Source organism: Actinomadura rupiterrae (genome assembly GCF_024172125.1).
Classification (GTDB): domain Bacteria; phylum Actinomycetota; class Actinomycetes; order Streptosporangiales; family Streptosporangiaceae; genus Spirillospora; species Spirillospora rupiterrae.
The window spans coordinates 850,000-869,751 of sequence record NZ_JAMZEA010000002.1 but is presented as its reverse complement, the minus strand read 5'-3'; the positions used below and the strand labels follow the sequence as shown (position 1 = coordinate 869,751).

The 19,752-nt window shown below is 74.2% G+C and carries 17 protein-coding genes; 9 read left to right on the top strand and 8 right to left on the bottom strand.

Annotated elements, in window-relative coordinates:
• Positions 1-41 precede the first annotated feature (41 nt).
• Positions 42-1,649 (bottom strand): CocE/NonD family hydrolase, encoded by a 1,608-nt coding sequence (locus FHU30_RS08560; protein ID WP_253873703.1) that lies wholly within the window; start codon positions 1,647-1,649, stop codon positions 42-44.
• Positions 1,650-1,766: 117 nt separating this feature from the next.
• Complete coding sequence (locus FHU30_RS08555; RefSeq protein ID WP_253873701.1) at positions 1,767-2,597, bottom strand: hypothetical protein; 831 nt, start codon at positions 2,595-2,597, stop codon at positions 1,767-1,769.
• Positions 2,598-2,764: 167 nt separating this feature from the next.
• Here FHU30_RS08555 and FHU30_RS08550 point away from each other — a divergent pair, with 167 nt between their 5' ends.
• Entirely contained in the window at positions 2,765-3,472 is a 708-nt protein-coding gene (locus tag FHU30_RS08550) for a M50 family metallopeptidase (protein ID WP_253873915.1), read from the top strand.
• A 70-nt stretch (positions 3,473-3,542) separates the two neighbouring features.
• Here the strand turns inward: FHU30_RS08550 and FHU30_RS08545 are convergent, their stop codons facing one another.
• Positions 3,543-4,643, bottom strand: coding sequence for a DmpA family aminopeptidase (locus tag FHU30_RS08545; protein ID WP_253873699.1), 1,101 nt, complete (start codon positions 4,641-4,643; stop codon positions 3,543-3,545).
• A 95-nt stretch (positions 4,644-4,738) separates the two neighbouring features.
• The gene (locus tag FHU30_RS08540) at positions 4,739-5,878 is read right to left on the bottom strand and encodes a serine hydrolase domain-containing protein (RefSeq protein WP_253873697.1); all 1,140 of its coding nucleotides are present in this window, start codon (positions 5,876-5,878) and stop codon (positions 4,739-4,741) included.
• 364 nt (positions 5,879-6,242) lie between these two features.
• On the opposite strand from FHU30_RS08540, the gene FHU30_RS08535 reads away from it, so the two are divergent.
• The 6 genes from FHU30_RS08535 (at position 6,243) to FHU30_RS08510 (ending at position 14,670) form a co-directional block, all read left to right on the top strand.
• A complete protein-coding gene (locus tag FHU30_RS08535) occupies positions 6,243-7,196 on the top strand; it encodes an SWIM zinc finger family protein (protein ID WP_253873695.1) in 954 nt (317 codons plus the stop codon).
• The gene (locus FHU30_RS08530; protein WP_253873693.1) at positions 7,193-8,743 is read left to right on the top strand and encodes a DUF5691 domain-containing protein; all 1,551 of its coding nucleotides are present in this window, start codon (positions 7,193-7,195) and stop codon (positions 8,741-8,743) included. The genes FHU30_RS08535 and FHU30_RS08530 overlap by 4 nt, the downstream gene beginning before the upstream one ends.
• A gap of 98 nt (positions 8,744-8,841) precedes the next feature.
• Entirely contained in the window at positions 8,842-9,912 is a 1,071-nt protein-coding gene (locus FHU30_RS08525) for an ATP-binding protein (protein ID WP_253873913.1), read from the top strand.
• Positions 9,909-12,242 carry a DUF5682 family protein gene (locus FHU30_RS08520; RefSeq protein WP_253873691.1) on the top strand — a complete coding sequence of 778 codons (2,334 nt, stop codon included), beginning with the start codon at positions 9,909-9,911 and terminating at the stop codon, positions 12,240-12,242. Before FHU30_RS08525 ends, FHU30_RS08520 begins: the two co-directional genes overlap by 4 nt.
• Entirely contained in the window at positions 12,239-13,426 is a 1,188-nt protein-coding gene (locus FHU30_RS08515) for a vWA domain-containing protein (protein WP_253873689.1), read from the top strand. Before FHU30_RS08520 ends, FHU30_RS08515 begins: the two co-directional genes overlap by 4 nt.
• Before the next feature lie 308 nt (positions 13,427-13,734).
• Positions 13,735-14,670 (top strand): cation diffusion facilitator family transporter, encoded by a 936-nt coding sequence (locus FHU30_RS08510; RefSeq protein ID WP_253873687.1) that lies wholly within the window; start codon positions 13,735-13,737, stop codon positions 14,668-14,670.
• A gap of 10 nt (positions 14,671-14,680) precedes the next feature.
• On the opposite strand, the gene FHU30_RS08505 is transcribed toward FHU30_RS08510, so the two are convergent.
• Together FHU30_RS08505 and FHU30_RS08500 are read right to left on the bottom strand one after the other, a co-directional pair.
• Complete coding sequence (locus FHU30_RS08505) at positions 14,681-15,571, bottom strand: amidohydrolase family protein (protein ID WP_308211235.1); 891 nt, start codon at positions 15,569-15,571, stop codon at positions 14,681-14,683.
• Positions 15,572-15,622: 51 nt separating this feature from the next.
• On the bottom strand, positions 15,623-16,585 hold the full coding sequence (locus tag FHU30_RS08500) for an alpha/beta hydrolase (protein WP_253873685.1): 963 nt from the start codon (positions 16,583-16,585) through the stop codon (positions 15,623-15,625).
• Positions 16,586-16,769: 184 nt separating this feature from the next.
• Here FHU30_RS08500 and FHU30_RS08495 point away from each other — a divergent pair, with 184 nt between their 5' ends.
• Complete coding sequence (locus FHU30_RS08495) at positions 16,770-17,783, top strand: diacylglycerol/lipid kinase family protein (protein ID WP_253873683.1); 1,014 nt, start codon at positions 16,770-16,772, stop codon at positions 17,781-17,783.
• 17 nt (positions 17,784-17,800) lie between these two features.
• On the opposite strand, the gene FHU30_RS08490 is transcribed toward FHU30_RS08495, so the two are convergent.
• Positions 17,801-18,274, bottom strand: a complete 474-nt coding sequence (locus FHU30_RS08490; protein ID WP_253873681.1) for a COG4315 family predicted lipoprotein — start codon at positions 18,272-18,274, stop codon at positions 17,801-17,803.
• 152 nt (positions 18,275-18,426) lie between these two features.
• Between FHU30_RS08490 and FHU30_RS08485 the strand changes: the two genes are divergently transcribed.
• Positions 18,427-18,864 (top strand): hypothetical protein, encoded by a 438-nt coding sequence (locus tag FHU30_RS08485; RefSeq protein WP_253873679.1) that lies wholly within the window; start codon positions 18,427-18,429, stop codon positions 18,862-18,864.
• Here FHU30_RS08485 and FHU30_RS08480 read toward each other — a convergent pair.
• On the bottom strand, positions 18,830-19,681 hold the full coding sequence (locus FHU30_RS08480) for an oxidoreductase (protein ID WP_253873677.1): 852 nt from the start codon (positions 19,679-19,681) through the stop codon (positions 18,830-18,832). The genes FHU30_RS08485 and FHU30_RS08480 overlap by 35 nt on opposite strands.
• Between the last annotated feature and the right edge of the window lie 71 nt (positions 19,682-19,752).

The window sequence follows — 19,752 nt, the reverse complement described above, 5'->3', positions numbered from 1 at the left end:
GCTCGTTTTCGGACGCGCCGTCCGGGGGTGTGCGCGGAGGGTCAGCCCACGGGCAGGTCGAGCGTGGACGGGGACCGGATCTCGGTCGTGGTGAACGGCACGTCGGCGTCGCCGTAGAGGGGGTCCTTGGTGTCGACGACGAGGGCGACGCGGTGCCCGGCGGGGACGTCGAAGGACGTGGCCTGGAGGGAGATCGGCAGCCGGTACGTCCGCCCGGGGACGGCGGACGGCAGGGTGGACGCCTCCTGGGTGATCAGGCGGCCGGTCCCGGTGGCGTCCACGTCGTAGAGGTAGGCCACGACGGTCGCGGACTTCGCCCCCGGCCGGACGGTCAGCTCCAGCTTGGGAGCGCCGCGCAGCCGCTTGGTGGCGGTGAAGACAGGCGTGCTCCATACCCCGCCGGCGTACCGGGAGATCTCGCTCATCGGCTTGGCGTTGGGGAGGCCGAAGGTCTGGAGGGCGCCGCTGACGATCAGGATGCCTCCGGTGGCGTCGCTGTCCAGCCCGGACGGCAGCCGCTTCGTCCACCCGGGTCCGGACGTCCCGCTGGAGAGGGACCCGTCGCGCAGGCCGGGGGCGCCGAGGGTGAGGTGTTCGGGGCGTCCGGTGAAGGCGGCGACGTCGCGGTAGGGCTCGATCTTCCGGGACCAGGCGGTCTCGGCGGAGATCTGCGGCTCGCGGTCGATCCCGTTGTCCGCGCCGCGCAGGTAGTGGTCGAACCAGCGGTGCGCGTCGTCCCAGGTCCGGCTGGGGATGCCGAAGATCCCGGTGAGGTGCGCCGTGGCGTGGTCGCCGATCGACAGGTCGAGGCGCTTGGGCCCGGTCAGCTTGGCAAAGTGGGCGAGCACCTGGTTCGGCGGGAACAGCGTCTCGCCATAGCTGTTCGAGATGAAGACCGGCACCTTGCGGGCGTTCAGCCGCGCCCGGTAGGTGCCGGGCGACCGGACGGCGCCCCACTTGATCAGCGCCGGGACGTTCCGGTTGGCCCCGAAGTCATTGATGATCTTGTCCGTGGTCGGGCTGAACCGGCCGGTGAGCCGCCCGGACCCGGCGAGGACGGTGTACGCGCCCATGTGCCGCGTCTGGTTGGCGTAGAGGGACTGGACGAGGTCGCCCCAGGTGTCCATGGCGACGACGGCGGCGACCCGCTTGTCGTGCGCGGCGACGAGCTGGCTGATCCCCGAGCCGTAGGAGATCCCGGACAGGCCGATCCTGGCGCGGTCCACGTCGGTGTGCGCGACCAGCCAGTCGATCGCCTTCGAGCCGTCCGCCCAGTCGTCCGGGCCGGAGACGTCGATGCCGCCACCGGAGTTGAAGAAGCCGCGCGCGGTGTAGCTGAGGACGATGTAGCCCTTCGCGGCGAACCTCGCGGCCTGCGCGACGTACTCGTGGTCCTCCAGCGACCAGCTGGAGATGAACACGATCGCCGGGTGCGGGCCGGGCGTGCGCGGGACGAACACGTTGCCGTCCAGCTTCACGCCGCCGGTGCTCGGGATCGTGATCTCCCGGTAGTCGTAACCGGTGGCCGCGCGGCCCGGCTGCGCGCTCGCGGGCGTGGCCGCCAGGGCCGTCCCGCCGGCGACCGCGGCGAGCGCGAGCGCCGCGCCGATCCGCATTCCGGACGCACCGCTGAACCCGTTTCCGGACATCCGATCACTCCCACCACGCGCCAGACCTGCGCCAGCAAGCAATTACTGGCGAGTAATAGCTACACCACGGGGCGAGCGCCGATCAATCCGTGCGGGGTCGGGGCGCAGGGCGGAGGATCAGGCGGCGGGACGCGGCCGGGACGCCCGCAGCCGCGCGCCGCCGTACCCCGCCAGGCACGCGACGAGCAGGGCGACGAGCGCTCCGAGCAGGGGATTCACGAATCCGGGCACGGTGTCGAGACCGCAGGTGGTGTCGCTCAGCGGCAGTAGCGACTGCCCGCCGCCGGGCCCGGACGGCGCGTCCGCGGCTCCGAGAGTGACGCGACACACACTGTCCTTGACGTCGCTCATGCCCTTGTCGAAGTGGCTGAGGCCGAAGCCGTAGGTCGCGGCCAGGGCCAGCGAGGACGTCCAGACCATCCGTCCCCAGGCACGCGGCCGCGCCGCCCAGGCAGGCACCCAGGAAACACCGAAACCCACCCACGACAGCCCGGCGGGCCGCATCGCGGACGCTTCCAACGTCCCGCCGCGCGTCCCGGAGCGCGTCCCGCCGCGCGTCCCGGCGCGCGGCTCGGAGCGCGTCCCGGCGCGGGGCTCGGAGCGGGCGGCGCGGAAGGTGGCGATCACCATGAGGCAGGCGGCGGAGGCGGCCACCGGCCATCCGGCTACCAGCGCGAACCCGGCGAGCAGCGCGCCGAGCGCCAGGTAGCGGGAGTCGGACGCGACCAGCAGCGTGACCAGGACGCCCAGCACGGCAGCGGCCATGAGCCCGGCGCAGGCCAGATCGCGCGACCGGCCGGCCGACGCGAGCGGCACGACGAACAGCGCCGCCAGCAGGCCCGGCACACCGGCGAGGACGGCGAGGCCGACGGCCCCCTCGCCCTGGACGGCGCTCGACAGCGCCAGCGCGCCGGCGAGCGTGAGACCTGCGGCGATCCAGTACTTCACGGGATGACTTCACCCCATTGATCCGATTTTCGCAACGTGCGGGCCCCCGTCGAAAGGGGATCGAGATGTAACCGAACGCGGGGCTTACCCCCTACGTCCTACTCTTGGGCAGCGCGGACCCGACGAGACCCGAGGTGGACGTGAACGACCAGGTGAGCATCGCCGACATGTTCGACCGGCTGACCGGCACCCAGCAGGCGCCGCCGTGGTGGCTGGTGGGGATCGCCGCCGCGGTGGCGCTGGCGGCGGTGGCGCACGGGCCGACCTGGCGGCTCGCCCGCAACGTCGTGACGATCGCGCACGAGGGCGGGCACGCCCTGGTCGCGCTGCTGACCGGCCGCAAGCTGGACGGCATCAAGCTGCACTCCGACACGTCCGGGGTGACGGTGTCGCGGGGCAAGCCGCACGGGCCCGGCATGGTGTTCACGGCGATGGCCGGGTACGTCACGCCGCCGCTGCTCGGCCTGCTGTTCGCCGCGCTGCTCGCGGGCGGCCGGATCACGCTCATGCTCTGGTTCTCGCTGCTGCTCCTCGCCGGGATGCTCGTCATGATCCGCAACGCCTACGGCGCGCTGTCGGTGATCATCACGGGCGCGGTGGTGTTCGCGGTCTCCTGGTTCGGCGGCTCGACCGTCCAGGCGGTCTTCGGCTACCTGGCGGCCTGGTTCCTGCTGCTCGCGGGGACGCGTCCGGTCGTCGAGCTGCAGCGGATGCGCACCCGCCGGATGGCGCCCAGCTCGGACGCCGACCAGCTCGCGCACCTGACCGGCGTCCCCGGCCTGTTCTGGGTCACGGTGTTCGCGCTGGTCGCGCTGCTGTCCCTGGTGGCGGGCGGCGCCCTCCTCTTCCCGGACGCCGCCACCACGCACGTCTAAGGTCCGCGCTCGGCCAGGCCGCCGCTCAGCTGAGCCGCTCAGCTGAGTCACCGCTCAGCCGAGTCGCCGCTCAGAGGCCCATGAGGTCGCGAAGCCGGTCCTTCGGGAGGGCCGGGGAGCGGTGGCCGTCGCGTCCGACCAACGTCTCCGCCGCGAGCAGCGCGTTCAGCACGGCCTCCTCGACGCCCTGCACGACGGCCTCGTAGAAGGGGTCGATCCGGTTCCGCTGGACGTACCGGAGCGTGTCGTAGCCAGGCGGTCCGACCGGGAAGCCGTCCGTCATCGGCCCCTGGTCGGCCGTGGAGAACGCGAGGAAGACGTCGCCCGAGGAGTGGTGGCCGACCGTCCCGGTCCGGGCGAGCCCGAGCGGGACGCGCCGGGCGAGCGCCGTGCACTGGCCGGGCAGCAGCGGCGCGTCCGTGGCGACCACGACGATGACCGATCCCGCGCCGGGCGGGGCGATCCAGTCGGTGTCCTCCATCGGGTTGTCGTCCGCCAGGTCGTCCCCGACGTGCACGCCGCAGACGGTCAGCTCGCGCCGCGCGCCGAAGTTCGCCTGGACGAAGACCCCGACGGTGTAGGTGTCGGGTCCGTACTCGACGATCCGCGAGGACGTGCCGCTGCCGCCCTTGAAGCCGTAGCAGTTCATGCCGGTTCCGCCGCCGACCGAGCCTTCTGCTACCGGTCCGCCCCGCGCCGCGTCGATGGCCGCGACCGCGTGGGCGGACGTCACGTGCGGGCCGTCGATGTCGTTGAGGTAGCCGTCCCAGGTCTCGGCGACGACCGGCAGCATCCATTCGGCGGGCCGTCCGCCCCGCTCCCGGACGGCCCGGTCGATCACGCCGCGATGGCACGGGCCGACCGCGTGCGTGTTGGTGATGAGCACGGGCACGGCGAGCGTGCCGGACTCGGCGATCCAGTGCGCGCCGGTCATCTCGCCGTTGCCGTTCAGCGAGTACAGCCCGGCCGTGCACGGATGGCCATCTCCCGCGCGCCCGCGCGGGAGAAGCGCCGTGACGCCCGTCCGGACGGGCCCCTCCCCCACGCGCAGTGGTCCATCCCCGGATAGGAGGGTCGTGTAGCCGACCTCCACGCCCGGCACGTCGGTGATCGCATTGGACGGTCCGGGCGTGCCGCGCAGGGGCAGGCCGAACGCGCGGGCTCGGGTCACGGGTTCTCCGGTCGGTCGATGTCGAGTTCGCGGGCGGCGGCGTTCACCAGCCGCCGGACGCCCTCAACTGTCTACAACGTCCGTGGCCGGGACGGCTAGCGGCAGAGGGCCGCGTTGATCGCCTTGGTGATGTCGGCGCGGAAGGCGGGCTTCGCCTCCAGGACCGGGCTGGACTGGTTGTAGGTGACGACGGCCTGCCGCCTGCCGTCCGGGGTGGTGTAGGACCAGGTCCGGTAGCCGGGCCAGCCGCCGTCGTGTCCCCACGCGAACCCGCAGGACGTCTTGATCCGCGCCAGGCCGAGGCCGTAGTTCTCCTTCACCCAGTCGTCCACGACCGGACGCGTCGTCATCATCGCCTTCTGGACGCGGGCGGGCAGCAGCCTCCCGGTGACCAGGGCCCGCTGGAAGCGCGCCACGTCGTCCACGGTCGAGACGATGCCGCCGGACGTCCACCCGCTGGACGGGCTGATCATCGTGCTGACGTCGCCGTACTGGTCGAAGTAGCCGTGCACGTACGCGCCGTGGAAGCCGGTGTCGGAGGTCGGCAGGAAGGTGTGCGCCAGCCGCAGCGGCCTGACGATCCGGCGCTGCAGCTCGGCGGCGAACGGGCGCCCGGTCGCCTTCTCGACGATCATCCCGGCGAGGATGAAGTTGGTGTTGGCGTAGTTCCACTTGGCGCCGGGCCTGCTCAGCGGCGCCTTCTCCTGGGCGATGTCGACCAGCTCGCGCGGCTTCCACACGCGGGCGGGGTTCTGCCAGACCCGCTGGTCCTGCACGTACTCGTTCAGCCCGGACGTCTGCCCGAGCAGCTGCCGGACGGTGATCTTCCGGCCGTCGTTGCCGTTGCGGGTGAGCACGCCGGGCAGCCAGCGCGCGACCGTGTCGTCCAGCGAGATCCTGTGCTCGGCGACGAGCTGCAGGACGACCGCGGTGGTAAAGGTCTTGCTGACGCTCGCGATACGGAAGCGAAGCTCCGGGGACATCTTCTGGTGCGTCTTGACGTCGGCGTACCCGGCGGTGACGCGGGTGACCTGGTCGCCCTTGCGGGACAGCGCGATGACGCCGGGCTGGCCGTCCTTGACGAGCTGGTCCACGGCCTTCTGCAGCGTGCTCCCGCGGGACGCGGCGGACGCCGTGGAAGCGGACGAAGCGGACGCCATCGCCGGGACGGCGGCGGCGGTCAGAGCGGCGGTGGCGAGGGTGGCGGCGGCGGTGCGCCGGATGCTGTTCTTCACGTGATCAAGCTTGCCGACCAGCGCTTTCCCGCCCCAGGGGCTTGGACACCGACCGCGAGGTGTACCTATCTACACCCGTCCGGGGCGGCGGTGCCGCTGACCGTACGCGGCCATGCGCTCGCGTGTCGGAGCGTCCGGACGGACCATGGGCCATGGCCGCGAAGAAGCTCGACCGAGGCTCCTACCACCGCAAGCGCAAGGCCCGCGTCCGGGCCCGCAGGCACCGCAGCCGCCCAACGGCCGGAAAGGGAAAAGGCCGCTGAGAGCGTTGGCTGGAACTGCGTGCGTGCGCTGCTGACCGGGACTTCTGACGGGGTGTCGGGAACGCCGGAGATTGTCGGACCCGGCCGATAGTTTCGACGGTGTGAGCGAGGGATCGAGCGCGGGCGGGCGCGGGCGTGATCCGAGGACCGCCGAGCGCCGCGAGCGGCGGGTGGAGGACGGTCTCGCCGAGCTCGACCAGTGGTTGCGCGACCAGGTCGCGCACGGGCTGGCGCGGGCCGAGCGGGCGCCCTACCGGCTCTGGGACGACGCGTCCCGGCGGCTGGTCGACGCGTCCGCCGGGTCGCTGGCGGCGCAGGTGCGGGCGCTCGCCGGGGTGCCGCGCCGCGCGGGCTGGCCCGACCGGCTGCTCGCCGAGTACGCGTTGCTGCGGCTGCTCGTCCGCGCGTACCAGGGGCGCGAGGCGCTGCCGCCGCGCCTGCGCGAGGTCGTGCGCGCGCGCATCGGCTTCGCCATGCCGCAGGACGAGGTCCTCGCGCGCGGCGAACGCGTCCGCGACGCGTGGTGCGTCATCGGGTCGCGCGATGCGACGCTCGACCAGCTCACCACGCGCCGCGTCTGGCTGCGCGGCGAGGCGAGCGGCCGGTCGGCGCTCGTGCTGTCGTTCGCCGCGCGCGGGCGTCCGCTCGACGCGTCCCTGGCCGTCGGCACGGCCGTTGACGCGACGCTCGCGTTCTACCCGGACGGCCTGCGCGCGCTCGTGGCGGAGCGTTCCGAACGTCCCGCCGCGCGCGGAACGCCGTCCGGCACGTCGGTGCGCGCGATGCTGGACGAGCATGCCGCCGCGCTCGCGGACGACCCGTGGCTCGACCGCTGGCCCGCCGTCCTCGCGGGCGTCCGCCCGGGCCGCGACAAGCGCGGTGACCTGCACGTTCTCGACACCTCCGGCGAGGCGCTGCCGCTGCGGACGAGCGATCCGTGGCCGCTGCTGGCGGTGTCGGGCGGCGGGCCGGTGACGCTGTCCGGCGAGTGGACGCCGGAGGGCCTGCATCCGCTCGCCCTCTGGCATCCCGAAGAGGGGGTCGTGCTGCTGTGAGCACCTGGTCGGAGCACGTGAGCGCCGCTCTGCTGGGCACCGACCGCCGTCCTCCGCCCCCGTCCGAGACGCCGGCCACCGACACGGACGCGGCCGGGCGGCTGCTGGATCAGGCGGCGGTGCTGGCCGTGCGGCGCCGGGCCGGAGTCCTGCCGCGGGACGGCGTGGAGGCGATCGCCGCCGCGCCCGACGAGGAGCTTCCCGTGGTCCCGCGCGCGGCGGCGCGGCGGCTCACCCGGATCCTGGCGGGCGAGCAGGTCAAGGTGCTGCCCGAGTGGCTGGACGCGGCGGCGCGCGGCGGCTGGCGGGTGCCCGCGCGGCTCCTGCCCGAGCTGCTGGAGAAGGGACGCGGCGATCGGATGCTGCGTCCGGCGATCGCGCGCGCGGCCGGGCACCGCGGCGTGTGGCTGGCGTTGCGGAACACTGACTGGGCCTACCTGATCGGTTCCGGGGACGATCCGGGCGGCGGCGACGAGGTGTGGGAAACGGGCACGCGGCAGCAGCGCGTCGCGTTCCTCACGCGCCTGCGCGGGAGCGACCCGTCCGAGGCGCGCGAAACGCTCGGCGCGGTGTGGACGAAGGAGGCCGCGCCCGACCGGGCGGCGTTCCTCGGCACGTTCGCGCGCGGCCTGTCGATGGACGACGAGGACTTCCTCGAAGCGGCGCTCGAAGACCGGGGCAAGGACGTCCGGCAGCTCGCGTCCGACCTGCTCGCGCGGCTGCCCGACTCCGACTACGGCAGGCGGATGGCCTCGCGCGCCCGCGCGTGCCTGCGCGCCGAGACCCGCACGGTCCGCGAGCGGCGGCAGACGTGGGTCGTGGTCGAGCCGCCCGAGACGCATGACGAAGACCTCGCGCGCGACGGCGTCCCGTTCCATCCGAGCGGCTCGTTCGCCCCGGCGGGCGCGGGCGGCGGGCCGGTCGGCACGCGCGCCGCGTGGCTGCGCGAGATCCTCGCGCGCACGCCCCTTTCGACCTGGACGGACCTGTTCGCGCTACCGCCGATGGAGGTCGTCTGCCTGCCGATCACGGACGCGGCGGGCGACTCCGGACGCGCCGCCCGCGACGTCCACATCGGGTGGGCGCGCGCGGCGCTGCGCCAGCGCGACCCGGCGTGGGCGCGGGCGCTGCTGAAGGGCGGCGTCGTCGTGGACGAACCGGACGCCCTCGCCGACCTGCTGACCGTCCTGCCGAGCGAGGAGCGCGAGGGCGCGGCGGCGGGGCTGATCCGCTGGGTCGCGGGCGGGCCTGAGCTGCCCCGCGTGCTGGAGCGCGTCCTGGCCCCGTGGACGGGAGAGCTGGCCGACGCCGTCGTGGCGACGCTCGGCACCGCCGCCGACCGGCAGACGCACCGGCACGAGCACACCCTCACGCAGCTGTGCCGGCTCGCCGACCAGCGCCTCTCCCCCGCCTTCGCGCCGCGCATCCACGCCCTGGCCGAGCGGTACCTGGCCGCCGACCCGGGCGGGGTGGCGGGCGCCGTCCTCACCGAACTCACCGAGACCCTCCGGTTCCGCGCCGAGATGCTGAAGGAGCTCCATCCGTGACCCAGCCCGCCCCCGGTGCCTCCCCCGCCCCCGGTGCCGCCGACTCTGGTGCTGCCGACTCCGGTGCCGCCTCCGGCTCCGGCGCCTCTCCCGATGATGTGCTGCGGCCGCATGCCGAGCAGCAGTACGCGCACGAGCTGGCGCTGCTGGCCGAGCATGACGACCGGCCGCGTCCGCCCGGCTGGCTGCTGTCGCCGTGGGCGGTGACCACCTACCTGCTGGGCGGCGAGCTGCCGGACGGATCGGAGGTCTCGCCCAAGTACATCGGGCCGCGCCGCCTGGTCGAGGTCGCCGTCGCGACGCTCGCGACCGACCGGGCGCTGCTGCTGCTCGGCGTCCCCGGAACCGCGAAGACGTGGATGTCGGAGCACCTGGCGGCGGCGATCTCCGGCGACTCGACGCTGCTGGTGCAGGGCACGGCCGGGACGCCGGAGGAGGCCGTCCGGTACGGGTGGAACTACGCGCGGCTGCTCGCCGAGGGGCCGTCCGAGCGGGCGCTGGTGGAGAGCCCGCTGATGCGCGCGATGCGGCGCGGGGCGGTGGCGCGCGTCGAGGAGCTGACCCGGATGCCCGGCGACGTCCAGGACACGCTGATCACGCTGCTGTCGGAGAAGACGCTGCCGGTGCCGGAGCTGAACTCCGAGGTGCAGGCGCGGCGCGGGTTCACCGTGATCGCGACGGCGAACGACCGCGACCGCGGTGTCAACGAGCTGTCGTCGGCGCTGCGCCGCCGGTTCAACACCGTCGTGCTGCCGCTGCCCGCGTCCGAGGCGGACGAGGTGGAGATCGTCGCGCGCCGGGTGGACCAGCTCGGCCGCGCGCTGGAGCTGCCCGAGGCGCCCGCCGGGCTGGAGGAGATCCGCCGCGTCGTCACGGTCTTCCGCGAGCTGCGCGCCGGCGTGACCGGCGACGGCCGGACGAAGCTGAAGTCGCCGTCCGGCACGCTCAGCACCGCCGAGGCGATCTCCGTCGTGACCAGCGGCCTCGCGCTCGCCGCGCACTTCGGCGACGGCGTCCTGCGCGCCCCGGACGTCGCGGGCGGCATCGTCGGCGCCGTCGTCCAGGACCCGGCGTCCGACCGCGTCGTCTGGCAGGAGTACCTGGAGACGGTCGTCCGCGAACGTCCGGACTGGTCCGACTTCTACCGCGCCTGCCGGGAGGTCTCTTGACCGAAGCCACCGCGAACGGCTCGGGCGGCATCGCACGCGAGGCGGCGCGGGTCGAGGTTTACGGGATCAGGCATCACGGGCCGGGGTCGGCGCGGGCGGTGCGGCGGGCGCTGGAGGAGTTCCGGCCGGACGCGGTGCTGGTCGAGGGCCCGCCCGAGGCGGACGCGATCGTCGACCTCGCGGCCGATCCCGGCATGGTCCCGCCGGTGGCGCTGCTCGCGTACGCGCCGGGCGAGCCGCCCGCCCCGGGCGAGGACCCCGCGTCCGGTTCGGACCGGCGGGCCGCGTTCTGGCCGTTCGCCGAGTTCAGCCCGGAGTGGCAGGCCGTCCGCTACGCGCTGGACGAGGGCGCCGCCGTCCGCTTCTGCGACCTGCCCGCCGCGAACCAGCTCATCCCACCCGTCCCCGAGAACGCCACCGGCGACGATCTCGGCCCCGCCCACGAAGGCGAGGGGGACGAGGGGATTCGGCTTGATCCGCTGGGGTGGCTGGCGCGGGCGGCCGGGTACGAGGACGCCGAGCGGTGGTGGGACGACGTAGTCGAGCATCGCGACGGCGGTCCGTCGCCGTTCCCCGCGATCGCCGAGGCGATGGCCGAGCTGCGCGAGCGCGTCGCCGAGCAGCCGTCCTCGAAGGGGCTGCCGCCCGGGTACCTGCTGCGTGAGGAGCAGCGCGAGGCGGCCATGCGCCGGACGCTGCGACGCGCGCTGAAGGACGGGTTCGAGCGGGTCGCGGTGGTGTGCGGGGCGTGGCACGTCCCGGCGATCCTGGCGAAGGTCCCGGCGGCGCGGGACGACCAGGTGCTGCGCGGGCTGCCCAAGGCGAAGGTGTCGATGACGTGGGTGCCGTGGACGCATGGGCGGCTCGCCGAGCGGTCCGGGTACGGCGCGGGCGTGCGGTCGCCGGGCTGGTACGCGCACCTGTTCGCGGCTCCGGACCGTCCGGTCGAGCGGTGGCTGACCGACGCGGCGGGCGTGCTGCGGCAGGAGGACCTGCACGTCTCGTCCGCGCACGTGATCGAGGCGGTGCGGCTGGCGGAGGCCCTCGCCGCGCTGCGCGGCCGCCCGCTCGCCGGGCTGGACGAGGTGACCGAGGCGACCCGCGCGGTGCTGTGCGAGGGCGCGGACCTGCCGGTCGAGCTGATCCGGCGGCGGATGGTCGTCGGGGAGCGGCTCGGGTCCGTCCCGGACGACACCCCGATGGTGCCGCTGCAGCGCGACCTCGCCGACCGGCAGCGGCGGCTGCGGCTCGCGCCGTCCGCCGACTCCCGGGATCTCGACCTGGACCTGCGGCGCGACGTCGATCTCGCGCGCAGCCGCCTGCTGCACCGGCTGCGGCTGCTGGAGGTCGACTGGGGCGTCCCGGCGGAGAGCCGCGGCAAGGGCACGTTCCGGGAGACGTGGACGCTGTGCTGGCGCCCGGAGTTCGACGTCGAGCTGATCGAGGCGAGCGCGTGGGGCACGACGGTCGCGGGAGCGTCCGCGGCTCGTGCGTGCGCGATGGCGGCCGAGGCCGAGTCGCTCGCCGAGCTGACCGCCGTGGTCGAACGCTGCCTGCTGGCCGATCTCGACGAGGCGCTACCGGCCGTCATGTGGGCGCTCGCCGACCGCGCCGCGCTGGACGGCGACGTCGCGCACCTCATGGACGCGCTGCCCGCCCTCGTGCGCGCGCTCAGGTACGGCGATGTGCGCGCCACCGGAACGGGTCCGCTCCGGACGGTCGTGGACGGCCTGGTCGTGCGGGTGTGCGTCGGGCTCGTCCCGGCGTCCCGCGGGTTGGACGACGACGCGGCGCGCGATCTGCTCGGACGGCTCGACCGGACGCACGCGGCGCTCGCGCTGCTCGACGACGCCGCGCACACGGCCCGCTGGCACACCACGCTCGCCGCCCTCGTCGACCGCGACGACCTGCACGGACTCCTCGAAGGACGGCTCACCCGGCTGCTGCTGGACGCCGGGATCCTCCCCGACGTGCCCGACCGGATGGCGCGGGCCGTGTCGGCGGGGGCCGCGCCCGCGCGCGCCGCCGCGTGGGTGGAGGGCTTCCTGTCGGAGGGCGGGCTGGTGCTCGTCCACGACGACGTCCTGCTCAGGCTCGTGGACGGCTGGATCACCGGCCTGCCCGCCGAGGCGTTCACCGGCGTCCTCCCCCTGCTGCGGCGCGCGTTCGGCGAGTTCGCGGTCGCCGAGCGCCGCGCGATCGGCGACCGCGTCCGTCACCTGGACGACGCGCCTTCCGCCCACCGCGCCGACGCCCCGATCGACCCCGTCCGCGCCGCCCCCGCCACAGCCACCGTCCTACGCATCCTCGCCCCGGAGGCCAAACCATGACCGAAACCCCAGAGTCGGCCGGCGCGGGCGATGTGGAGCGGATGCGGCGGTGGCGGTTGGTGCTTGGCGGGGATGCGGGCGAGGGCGCCGATGTGGTGCTGAGCGGCGATGATGCGCGGATGGACGGCGCGCTGGCCAAGCTGTACGGCACCGGCGAGAGCGGGCGGTCCCGGCCGGGGCGGCGCGGGGCGGGGCTGGGCGACTCGGCGCCGAGCGTCGCGCGCTGGCTCGGCGACATCCGCGCGTACTTCCCGTCCTCGGTCGTGCAGGTCATGCAGCGGGACGCGATCGAGCGGCTCGACCTCGCGCGGCTGCTGCTCGAACCGGAGATGCTGGACGCCGTCGAACCGGACATCCACCTGGTCGGGACGCTGCTGTCGCTGAACCGGGTGCTGCCGGACCGGGCCCGCGAGTCGGCGCGGTCGGTGGTCCGCGCGCTGGTCCGGGAGCTGGAGCGGCGGCTGGCCGAGCGCACCCGGTCGGCGGTCGGCGGCGCGCTGGACCGGGCCGCGCGGTCGGTCCGTCCGCGCCGCCCGTCCGAGGTGGACTGGGACCGGACGATCCGCGCGAACCTGCGGCACTACCAGCCGGACCGCGGGACGCTCGTGCCGCAGCGGCTCGTCGGGCACGGGCGGCGCGGGCGCGGCGTCCGCCGGGACGTGATCCTCTGCGTCGACCAGTCGGGGTCGATGGCGGCGTCGGTGGTGTACGCGAGCGTGTTCGGGGCCGTCCTGGCGTCGGTGCGGTCGCTGCGCACCTCGCTCGTCGCGTTCGACACCTCGGTGGTCGACCTCACCGGGCAGCTCCACGACCCGGTCGAGCTGCTCTTCGGCACGCAGCTCGGCGGCGGGACCGACATCAACCGGGCGCTCGCCTACTGCCAGACGCTGGTGTCGCGGCCGAACGACACCGTCCTGGTGCTGGTCACCGACCTGTACGAGGGCGGCGTCCGGGACGAGATGCTCCGCCGGGCCGCCGCGCTGACCGGCGCGGGCGTCCGGGTGATCGTCCTGCTGGCGCTGTCGGACGAGGGCGCGCCGTCCTACGACCACGACAACGCGGCCGCGCTGGCGGCGCTCGGCGTCCCGGCGTTCGCCTGCACCCCGGACGCCTTCCCCGACCTCATGGCCGCCGCCCTCGAAGGCCGCGACCCGGCCGCCCTGGCCGACGCCGCCGGCGCGTGAACCCTTCGGCGGGCATCCGGTCCCGCCATGCTTCCCTCGCTCACCTCGGGGAACACCGTTCCCTGGAGGCATGACCCGTCCCGGACGCGATGGGTTATGTTTGCTCATATGAACGAGACTTCATATGTCGGGGGGCCGACCACGTGATGTCCACCGGTCATGCGCACGCACACGAGAACGGACAGCACGGGAGCGGACGGCACGGGAACGCGGGGCACGGGAGCGGGCGGCACGAGCACGAGCACGGGCATGGGCATAGGCATGGGCACGGGCATGGGGTCTCGGACGGGGCCGATCGCCGGTACCTGATGGGCGCGCTCGCGCTGATCCTGGGGTTCATGGCGGGCGAGGTCGTGATCGGCCTGCTCGCCCGGTCGCTGGCCCTGCTGTCGGACGCGGCGCACATGATGACCGACGCGTTCGCGATCGTCCTGGCGCTGGTCGCGATGCGGATCGCGGCGCGCCCACCGCGCGGCGGCTACACCTACGGGCTGCGCCGTACCGAGATCCTGTCGGCGCAGCTCAACGGGCTGACGCTGATCCTGCTCGCGGCGTACTTCGTGTTCGAGGGCGGGCGGCGGCTGGTCGCCCCGCCCGAGGTCGAGGGCGCGCTGGTGTTCTGGACCTCGCTCGCCGGGATCGGCGTGAACGTCCTCGCGACCTGGCTGCTCGGCAAGGCGAACCGGTCGAGCCTGAACGTCGAGGGCGCGTTCCAGCACATCCTGAACGACCTGTACGCGTTCATCGCCACCACGGTCGCGGGCCTGGTCGTCTGGACGACCGGGTTCGCCCGCGCGGACGCGATCGCGTCGCTGGTCGTCGCCGCGCTGATGCTCAAGGCGGGCTGGAACCTGCTGCGGGACGCGGGGCGGGTGCTGATGGAGGCGGCGCCGACGGGCCTGAACCCGGCCGAGATCGGCGCCCGGCTGGCGGACCGGCCCTGCGTCCGGGAGGTCCACGACCTGCACGTCTGGGAGCTCGGCTCGGGCTACCCGGCACTGTCGGCGCACGTCATGGTGAATCCGGACGGGAACTGCCACGGCGTCCGGCGCGATCTGCGCGGACTGCTGCGCGACGACTACGGCATCACGCACAGCACGCTGGAGGTCGACCACGAGGGCGACGGCTTCCACTGCGAGGACCCGCACGGCCCCCGCCACGTCCCACTGTCCCCCGCCGAGCAGCCCGCGGCTCCGCTGCCCGCGCAGACGGCCGAGGCTGTGCAGCCGCCCTGCGGACACTGACCGTCCGCCGCTAGGGGACGCCCAGGAGTTTGGACGGGCCGTCCCAGCAGACCGCGCGCAGCCAGTCGTCGCCCAGGTCGAGCCGCGTGAGCCCTTCGAGCTGGTGCGCGTAGGTGTACGGGATGTTCGGGAAGTCCGAGCCGAACAGGATGCGCCCGGCCAGGCCGAGGTCGCGCAGGCGCGGCATCTCGGCGGCGGGGAAGACGCCGAGGCCGCCGGTGAAGTCGACGAACACCATGGTCGTGTCCAGGTGGACGTTCGGGAACCGGTCGGCGAGGTCGAAGAACCCGGTGAACTCGGGCGCGCCGAGGTGCGCGACGACCGTCCGCAGGTTCGGGTGGCGCGCGAGGACGTCGCCGAACGGCCCGGGCCCGGTGTACCCGTTCGCGACCGGGCCCGATCCCGCGTGGACGAGGGCGATCGCGCCGGATTCGGCGAGCAGGCCCCAGACCTCGTCCAGCTCGTCCGCGCGCGGGTCGAAGCCGCCGACCTGGAGGTGCACCTTGAACACCTTGGTCCCGGACTCCAGCGCGCGCCGCACGTAGGACGCGGCGGACGCCTCGGGGAAGAACGTCCCGGTCTGGACGCACTCCGGGACGCGGGCGGCGAACTCCGCACCCCAGCCGTTCAGCGTCTCGGCCATGCCCGGCTTGTGCGGGTACAGCAGCGAGGTGAACGCCCGGACGCCCATCGAGCGCAGGTGCTCGATCCGCTCGTCCTCGGGCCACTTGTAGCGGATCGGCCACTCGACGCCGATGAGCGGTCCGGCCTCGTCGAAGTAGCGCCAGACGGCGGCGAGCACGCGCGGCGGCATGAAGTGGACGTGCACGTCGATCAGGCCCGGCAGCCCCAGCTCCCGCCAGACGCCGGCCACCCACGAATCCGAACGCGGTTCAGTCACGCCCGCGAGCCTAGCCGCCCGACCCCGCCCGCCGGGCGCGGGGCCGCGGGATCAGGTGATCTCGGCGAGCAGCAGGGGGAGGGCGGCGCGGAGTTCGCGCTGCCAGTAGGCCCAGCTGTGGGTGCCGCGGTAGAAGTGCGTGGAGACGGGGACGCCGAGCTTCTTCAGCTTCCCGGTGAACTCGCCGCTGAGCGTCCGGGACAGGCGTTCCAGAACGTCCGGCGCGCGCGACGGGCGCGGGTCGAACGGGCCGGGCGAGCCGTCCCCGGACGCCACGTGCAGCCGGACGCCGGAGAGCCGGTCGGCGAGGTCGTAGGGGTTGTGCTGCCGCCAGACGATCCGCTGCTCGCGCGGGTCGCCCCAGACGTCCGTCCAGTCGGCGCCGCGGGACCCGATCGCGACGGCGAGCTGGACGAGGTCGGAGACGTCCAGGCCGTCCGGGTCGTCGTGCAGGATGTGGAGCGGGGCGCTGAAGGACGCCGCGGCGCGGAACAGGCCGCGGTGCCGGGCCGCGTAGCCGAGCGCGCCCAGCCCGCCCGCGCCGACGCCCGCGACCGCGCGGGACGTCCCGGCGCCGTAGCCGCGTTCGAGGATCTGCCGCAGCTCGGTCAGGTGGAAGGTCTCCCAGCTCGGCGGCCCACCGGCGCCCTGGTTCCACCAGTCGGTGTACAGGCCGCAGCCGCCGCCGTCCGGCATGACGACCAGCACGTCGAGGTCGGCGGTGAGCAGCTCCACGTCGGAGTGCTCGCTCCAGGACGTGTGGTCGCCGCGCATCCCGTGCAGCAGCCACAGCACCGGCCAGGTGCGCGCGGAGCCGCGCCGCCAGCCGGGCGGCAGCAGCAGCCGCACGTGCGCGACGTCCGGCAGGACGGGCGACCGGACGGCCAGGTCGAGCACCCGCTCGCCGCGCATCCGCTCGCCGACCACGGTCGCGCCGTCGTCGGACGCGGCGGACGGCGCGGGCGCCGGTCCGCCGGGCGCGATCGAAAGGGGAAGCAGGAAACCCGAGGTCACCGCTAGTCCCGCGCATCCCGCGAGAGCCGCCCCGGTGATCAGTCCGGCCCCGAGCCAGCCACGCCGCCACATCGTTCCGCCCCGCTCAAAACCTTCTACGTTAGGTAACTTATTCCCAGAGCCAAGAGTGCTTTAACGCACGGTAATCACCGAAAGGTTTGTTTTGCCGCGTTCGAAAGAGGAGTTGGATTCCGCCATCCGGAGCGGGTCGGGCCGCGCCGTGCTGATCGTGAACGCCAGGTCCCGCCGCGGCCGCCGGCTGTACGGGCGGGCGCGCGCCCTGCTGAACGCCGCCGGGCTGGAGTTCGCCGAGATCGTCCCGGTCACCGACCCGTCCGGGCTGCGGCCGCTGTTCCGCCGCGTCCTCGCGGACCGCCCCGACCTGGTCGTCGTCGGCGGCGGCGACGGGACGATCGCCGAGGCCGTCCGGCACCTCACCCACCAGGACGCGGCGCTCGGCGTGCTGCCGCTCGGCACCACCAACAACTTCGCGCGCAGCCTCGAACTCCCGATGGACCTCGCGGGCGCCGTCGAGGTGCTCCGCGCGGGCAAGGTCGCGGACGTCGACGTCGGCTGGTTCGAAGGCACCACCGACGAAACCGGCGCGGGCCGGGCCGACGCGGGCGCGGGCGCGGGCGCGGGCGCCGACGCTGACGCGGGCACCGACGCGGGTGACGAGGCCGGGCATGTTTTCGCGAACATGGTCAGTCTCGGGCTGTCGGTGCAGGTCGCGCGGCATGTCCCGCACGAGCTGAAGCGGGTGCTGGGCCGTCCGGCGTACGCGCTGACGGCGGCGCGGCTGCTGCCCCGGCACGACGCGTTCCACGCCACGATCGAGATCGACGGCGTGACGACCGAGGTCGAGACGCACCAGCTCAACATCGCGAACGGCGCGCACCACAGCGGGCAGCGCATCGCGCGCGACGCGAGCCCCGACGACCGGCTGCTCGCGGTCTACCGGCTGGGCGACGGGCGGCGGCTGCGGCTGGCGTCCGCGACGGCCCGGCACGTCCTGACCGGGCCGTGGCGGACGCTGGACGAGGAGGCGTTCCTGACCACCCAGCACGTCCGCATCGCGACCGACCCGCCGCTGCCGGTGGACGTGGACGGCGAGATCCGCGGCCGCACGCCGGTCGAGATCCGGCTGCTCGGCAACGCGCTGCGCGTGATCGTCCCGCAGTCCTTCATCGACACGTAGAGACGAGGCGGCAACGGTCAGAGCGGCGCGCCCGAGGCGCCGAGCAGGTACCAGAGGCCGCCGAAATCGTAGAGGCGCTGCCCGCGCGCGTCGCCGGTGTAGTAGTCCTTCTTGTACCGGTAGAGCGGATGCCCGGCATAAGTGACCTGGGTGGTTCCGTCCGGCCGCTGGACGGTGCCGAGCAGGTCGGACCGCGCGCCCGAGGCGGCACGCGGCGCGCCGCGCGTCAGGTAGGGCGGCCACATCGCCAGGCACGTCCCGGTGCAGCCGGACGACCGGCCGCGATCGGCGGCGAAGAGGTAGAGCGCGGTGCCCGTTTCGTCCGTCAGGGCGGTGCCGCGCGAGGTCGTCCCGATCCTCAGCAGCGCCTGCGGCGACCGCGCGGCGAGCGTGTGACCAGGCGTGTCCATGTTCTCCGTGGACGATCCCTGCCCGGTGCACCCGGCGAGCAGGAGCATCGAGATCCCCGCGACCACGAACCTGACGGCCATGCGCGCCTCCTCGTCCCGGCAGGGAGCGTTCCCTGCCGGGACGCGCCCGCAGCGCACCTGGCCGGAACCGGCGAACCGGCCCTTCGAGGGCAACCATGCCGGAACCTTCACGCTCCTGGCCGCCGCACGATCGCGCGCTTACCGTTGACGCCATGGACTGGTGGTCCATCGAGGTCTTCAACGGCGAGCAGGCCGCGCGGTCGTGGCGCGACGCCTGGCAGGACATGCTGACCGAGTCCGCCCTCACCCACGGCGCCCTGGGGTGGCTCTGGGACGTCACGCCGTGGGGCGTGGTCTTCGAGATCTGCTTCCCGGACGAGAAGGACTGGCTGATCTGGCGCGAGCTGCCCGGCGTCCGGGCCGCGCTCGACGCCGTTCCCGATCCGGTGAACGGCCTGGTCGTCTACCGCGGCCGGGGCGGATCGTCCGGTTCGCCGCTGCCGCGCCGCCCGCGTCCCGCGCCGAGCGCCGCCGCCGCGGCCCTGGACGAGCCGCCCGCGGAACCCGTCTTCGACCTCACCTCGGTGATGCCGGAGACCACGCCGACGCCACTCGTCACGCCTGGAGTTCCCGCAGGTCTTCCGGCGTGAGTTCCAGCTCACCTGCGGCGATGTTCTCCTCCAGGTGCTTCAGCGAGGACGTCCCGGGGATCGCGAGCGTCACCGGCGACAGCGCCAGCAGGCCCGCGAGCAGCACCTGCGCGGTCGTGGCGCCGTGCCGCGCGGCGACGGCCTTGAGGCGCGCGTCGTCCGGCACTCCGAACCCGCCGAGCGGGAAGTACGGGACGTAGGCGATGCCGTCGCGCTCGCACGTCCGGAGCAGCTCGACGTCCGCGGGCCGCGTCACGTCGAACCGGTTCTGGACGGCCGCGACCGGCGCGACCGCGCGGGCCTCGGCGAGCTGCGCGGCGTCCACGTGGCTGACGCCGAGGTGCCTGATCAGGCCCTCCTCGCGGAGCGCGGCGAGCACCTCGAAGCGCTCGGCGACCGGCTCGCCGCCCGGCGCGTCGAGCCCGCCGCCGGGCCGCAGGTAGACCAGGTCGAGCCGGTCGAGGCCGAGCTCGCGCAGGTTGCGCTCGACCTCGCGGCGCAGCGCGTCCGCCGCGAGCTGCCCCGTCGGCATCGGGTCGTCCGGCTCGCGGCGCGGGCCGACCTTGGTCGCGATGACCAGATCGTCCGCGTAGGGGTGCAGCGCCTCCCGGATCATGCCGTTGGCGGTGAGGCCGCCGCGGAAGTAGAACGCGGCGGTGTCGATGTGGTTCACGCCGAGCTCCACCGCGCGGCGCAGCACGGCGAGACCGGTCCCGCGGTCGTTGGCGGGGCCGCGGATCTCCCGCGCCGGAAGCCGCATCGCGCCGAAGCCCATCCGCCGAACCCGCAGGTCGGCGCCCATGTCGAAGGTCGTCATGGATCCAGCGTGCCGTCCGGGGCGGGGACGGGCGAGCCGGTGGCACCAAGCTGCCACGATGCCGGACACTG